The sequence below is a fragment of the Roseiarcus sp. genome (assembly GCF_052145395.1).
Classification (GTDB): Bacteria; Pseudomonadota; Alphaproteobacteria; order Rhizobiales; family Beijerinckiaceae; genus Roseiarcus.
Map to the genome: position 1 here is coordinate 1 of NZ_JBKQOT010000771.1, position 5,040 is coordinate 5,040.

Genomic DNA, 5,040 nt, shown 5'->3' on the forward strand with positions numbered 1-5,040 from the left:
CTTCACCCGAATGCCCTATACCGAATACGGCGAGATGTTCGACGCCTATGACGACCGCAAGTGCGACGCCGAGGTCGGTGAGATCGGCGACCTTGCCGTCGCGCGGCTCTCGAGCGACGAGAAGGGCCGGAAGAGCCGCATTCTGCCCGAGCCGCTCGCCACCTTCCCGGTCTTCGCGGTCACGCCGGCGAGCGATCCCCAATGGGCGGCGATCGTCGCCTCGGCGATTTTCGCGCTGGAGCGGGCCGAGTTGCCGTCCGGTCCCTGGACGCCGGGCGGCGGCGAGCAGGCGGCGGTCGACGCCGCGGACCTCGGCCTGCCCGAGGATTGGTCGAAGCGCGTGCTCAGCGCCGCCGGCGGTTACGCCGACATCTACGCCCGCAATCTCGGCGACCGCTCGCGCTTGCGCTTGCCGCGCGGGCCAAATGCGCCGGCTGAGGCCGGCGGACTGTTCGTGACGCCGTTTCGGGAATAATCGGGCAGGGCGGAGGCTGGGGCGCCATTTCCAGTTCGGTTTTGTGCCTTTTCAGGGCGTTACGGCGCCTTTTGCAAACAGCCCGTCGGTCCGGCTATGTTAACATATGTTAACATAACGACCTGGCAGCCTCGGTGTTCCGGCTCCCCAGCGATGGACACTGCGCGCGAGCATCTCGCCGGAATTCTTCGCAGCACTCTCGCGCGGGGCTTCGGCGCTCGACTCTCGGTCTTTAGCTAGTGGTCAAATTCCGACGATCGAGTCCTGCGTCGACGTCCGGACTCGACGTATTGCTGCCGTCGCAAATCGCGACCTTGAACGCCTCCGCTGGGCGAGGAAGCGGACCTACAGGGAAGGCGCGGAGTCCGCCCCGAGCAGACGTTCCCATTCACGCTTCGATCTCGTGGGCCCAGTGATGATTGAGGTCGGCATGAAGGTCGGCCACGCGCGCTTTGTCGCGTTCCGAATGGCCGAAGTCGCGCTTTCGAAGACCCAGTTGGCCGAGATTCTACGAATAATCTTGGTGTCGCGGCTTGGGCCGGTCGCGTCAACCGGGTGGAAGGCGGCAAGAGTGACGCGTTCGACTCAAACTGATGACTGGAGACCTGCGCCATTACGGCACCGAATCGCACAGAGTTCGCCGCGCGACGACCGTGTCTCCCAGGCCGTGATCCGTGTCCTAAGCGACGCGGATCGAAGCGGAGAGTCAAGGGATTGAGCAAGGCGTCACAGTAGCGCCAGAAGCGATGAGCGTCGCCACGTTGAGGTAGATCGCTTATGCTCCTCGACGATATCCAACCTCCAGCCTTTGGGCGGCCGCCCTATCCAAGCGCGACAAATTTCCCCTCTCGATTGTATGGTTCCAAATTGGGACGGCCACTGCCTATTTGAGCGTGCTCCGGAAACAGGCTATCGTTACGGTTTACCATCAAAGATCGCTGCATATATTCCGCGCGCCGGGATGCGTTGCGAAGTAGTCGGCTAACCAGTCGCAAGCCCGCCGCAGCAGTTCGTCCAGACCTTGGACGCGCCATACACGGACGATGCCCCCGTTCGTGGGTACGGCAACGCCGCGCCCATCGGGGCTGAAGCCGACGCTGGGGGTCCCAAAGTCTGCGCCGCTCACCTCGGACGCGAGCGGCCCAAAATAACCGGGGTAGCGGGCCAGTTCCGCCCCTGAGGTCGACCATAACCGGAATGTCCCGTCGACTCCAGAAGTCGCGACGATAGTGCCGTCCGGGTTGAAGGCGACGCCAAGAACCTTGCCTCGGTGTCCGATGAGTTCGCTCGCTACCTCGCCCGCCGCAGACCAGAGCTTCACTGTTCCATCATCCCCGGCGGTAACGATCAGGCCCGTGCGGGGGCTGACCGCGATACCTAGCACCTGCCCTTGGCCAGCTTGAATTGGATTTCCTGCCGGCCGGCCATCCAAGTCCCAGAATCGGACCGTATCGTCGGCTCCGGCAGTTGCGAGGCGGTCATCGGGGGTAAAGGCAACGCCCATAATCCAGCCTTGGTGGCCAGGTCCGACATGGTTCCGCTTCGCCGTGCCGAGATCGATGATCTCGGCGCTCCCCCCTGCTATGGCTAGTCCTATACGTCTTTTGTCCGAGCTAAGGGCCGCATGGATCACCGTCGATTCGCTACCGGCAATGGTCTGAGTCGTGTGGCCAGCAAGGTCAAGGATGCGAACAGTACCGTCTGCGCCAACAACAACGATGTGATCCTCATCCGCAGTGAAGTCAGCAAGGATAATAGGAACGCCAACTTCTATGGGCGAGACATCCGGGTGCCCAGTCGCAGTCCACAACTGTATGGCGCCATTTCTTGTGCTGGTCACGAGCTTGCTGCCGCTTCGGTTAAACCGGACGCTCTGCACCGTCGACTGGTGGGTTGTGAGGGGGATCATGTGCTGCAGAACATTCGTGGTGGGCAACTGCCAGGATACGACCGTATTCCAGACGTTTATGGTGGTGAAGCTTGCGCTGTCCGCCGAGAACAGAATCTGTTTGACGCCCCCGTGAAGTCCGATAATCTCAGCTGGTGCATCCTCCTGTGCAACTCGCTGTCTGACGGTTAAATCTGCTCCAGCCGTAACTATATATTTGCCGTCGGGAGAGCAGGCTCGTGCCAAGACGCTGCGCTGATGTCCCATTAGCGAGACAAGATTTTCATTCGATATTTGAGCCAATTTCTGCTGGTTATCGCGCGAGATTTTTACCAAACATTCCAAACTGCTGGCCGATTCTGATGTATTATTGCCTAGTGTAGTATTGCTTTGCCTGACACTGGCCTGCTCGATGCGGTTTTTTTCGTGAATATTGTCCGTAATTACTTGTAAGGCTAGCATTGGAATCAGTACAGGATAGTCTACAACCGGTTGATCACTCGCGATAAGGGGCCTCAGCTTCCTGCCTGCTTGTACTGCTGTCAGGAGCCCGACGAGGCCCCTTGCCGCATCAAAGTGCTCCAGCGCTGTCAGTCCCAAGTTTTGGGCCTCGGTCGCGGCACGTTGGCGCTCCGATCGCTGCCACTGCCACAAAACCCCCGCCGCCAAGCCCAAGGCAATGACCAACCCGACTACAGCCGCCCAAGTGAAGCGTTTTTGCGCCGCCGCGGCCTTTGTCTGCTCCTGGGCGATTCGCTCCGCGTCGCGCAGCCGCCGCTCCTGCTCCTCCTTTTCCGCCGCCTCTCGTTTGCGTTGTTCTTCCGCCTCCTCCGCCCGCCGTTTGTCGTCAGCGGCGACGCTGTCGCGGATGAATGCAAGATCCGCCGGCTCGAAGTCGCGCTCCGCCCGCATTTGCATATAGCTGCGAGCGATCGCCAACTCGCGGCCGGCGAGGAGGCCACGCTCGTCGGACTCGAAGGCCGCGCGGGCCTGGGTCAGCCGGTCGCGCCACAGGAGGAACTCGCGATCCTCGGCGAGCCAGTCGCTGAACGGCGGCTGGCGCAAGAGCGCCTCGTGCGCGACTTCGATGACCTCGGCGTCCTGCCGGCGGTCCCGGATGAGCAGGCGCTGCTCGGCGAAGCGGTCAATCAGCGGGCGCGCCTCGTCCGGAATCTTGTTGCGCGGCGCCACGCGGCGCACGAACTGGCCGGTCGGGTTGACCTGCGCGAGATGCGGGATGAAGGCCGAACGCGCAAGCTTGTACTGCTCCTCCTTCGTCTTCGGCGCTTCGCCTCTCGCGGCGGCTTCGTCGAAGGCTTGCCTGACCGTCTGGTCGATCACGCCTTTCACGCGCCCGATTTTGTCGTAGCCAGAGAGCGTAAGCGCGTTGTCGACGCGGGTATTGTCGTAGAGGTGTGCAAGGGTAAAGGCGAGCAGCGGCAGCGCGTCCTGCCCGGATATGTCTTCCAGCAGCGCGTCGGTCAGCCGGGGGTCGATCGCGAGCGGCGGCTCGACGAGCCTCGCCGGGCCTTCGATAACCGCGCGGAAGGAGCCCTCGAGCATCATGTCGAGGGTGAACGTATCCTTCGGCAGCGCGGCGAGCGCGGGGTCGCCCTGGGCCAGCGGGAACGCGTCCGACCGCATGACGAGGATCGCCATCGTGCGCGGGTCGGCCGCCAGCGTTTTGGTCAGAATCTCGATGAAACGGCGAGCCTCGTCCCGGCCGTCCTCGTTGAACAATTCCTCGCCCTGGTCGATGGCGAGCAGGACTGTCGGCGGCGCCGCGTTCTCGCCCGAAAAACCCGCCTGAGCGATGTTGCGCAGGGCGGCGAGAAGCTTCGCCAGCCCGTCGTCCGTGTTCTCGACGAAGTCCTGGATGTCGATGCGGCTGCGCGGCAGGCCTCGCTGGCGTATGCCGTCCGCGAAGCGCGGTTCGCTGATGATCTCAAAGAGCGCTTCGGCGAGCCCGTACTTGCCGGACATCGCCGCGCGCTCGGGCCGGACGATGGGCAGCGGCAGCCACGCGAGGTCGTCGCGCTTCAAGCGCGACCAGAGGCCGGCGCGCAGGAAGGACGACTTGCCCGATCCCGACGCGCCGAGGATGACGAATATGCGCGTGACGCCCGTGTGCGCGAGCCTGCGGATCTCGTCTAGCCCGCGCACAATCTGCGCGTCGCGCCCGAAGAAGACGGCGGCGTCGTCCTCTTCCAGATAGGCAAATCCGGGATAGGGCCGGCGGCCCGCCTCGAAGGGGAAGGTCGTCGGGTCGAGGCCGGCGCGCTTCAGCCCTTCCTTTAGGCGCCGGTAGGCTTGCGGGTCGCCGGTGAGATCGACGAACTGCTCGTGGGTGAGATCGATCGGGACCGCGCTTTTGTCGACGCCGACGAGCGCCGCGATCACCCTCTTGCCCATGAGGCGCGCGGCGTCGACTTCCGACTTGCACCAGCCTGAGGCGAGCCATTCCTTCGAGACAAGCGCGAGAACGACTTCGCAGCGATAGGCGGCCTTCTGTAGGGCCTCCTTCCAGCGCTGGCCGGCCACGATGCCGCACTCGGGGTCGAGATCGAGGAAGACGTCGTCCCAGCCGTTCTTCGCGAGCCAGTCGCGGATCTCAACGGCCTTGTCGTTGTTCCAGCTCGAGTGGCTGATGAAAAGGCGCGACATGGTCAGAAACGAC

Annotated in this window: 1 protein-coding gene and 1 pseudogene; one reads left to right on the forward strand and one right to left on the reverse strand. The window is 63.2% G+C overall.

What is annotated here, in order from left to right:
* Positions 1–475 (forward strand): annotated as a pseudogene (locus tag ACLP25_RS26505) (hypothetical protein); the annotation flags it as partial.
* Positions 476–1,403: 928 nt separating this feature from the next.
* On the opposite strand, the gene ACLP25_RS26510 reads toward ACLP25_RS26505, so the two are convergent.
* Complete coding sequence (locus ACLP25_RS26510; protein WP_442472097.1) at positions 1,404–5,027, reverse strand: nSTAND1 domain-containing NTPase; 3,624 nt, start codon at positions 5,025–5,027, stop codon at positions 1,404–1,406.
* Positions 5,028–5,040 lie beyond the last annotated feature (13 nt).

What these genes read in the sequence shown, in the direction of transcription:
- ACLP25_RS26510 (WP_442472097.1), bottom strand. Translation starts at nt 5,027, where the DNA reads ATGTCGCGCCTTTTCATCAGCCACTCGAGCTGGAACAACGACAAGGCC.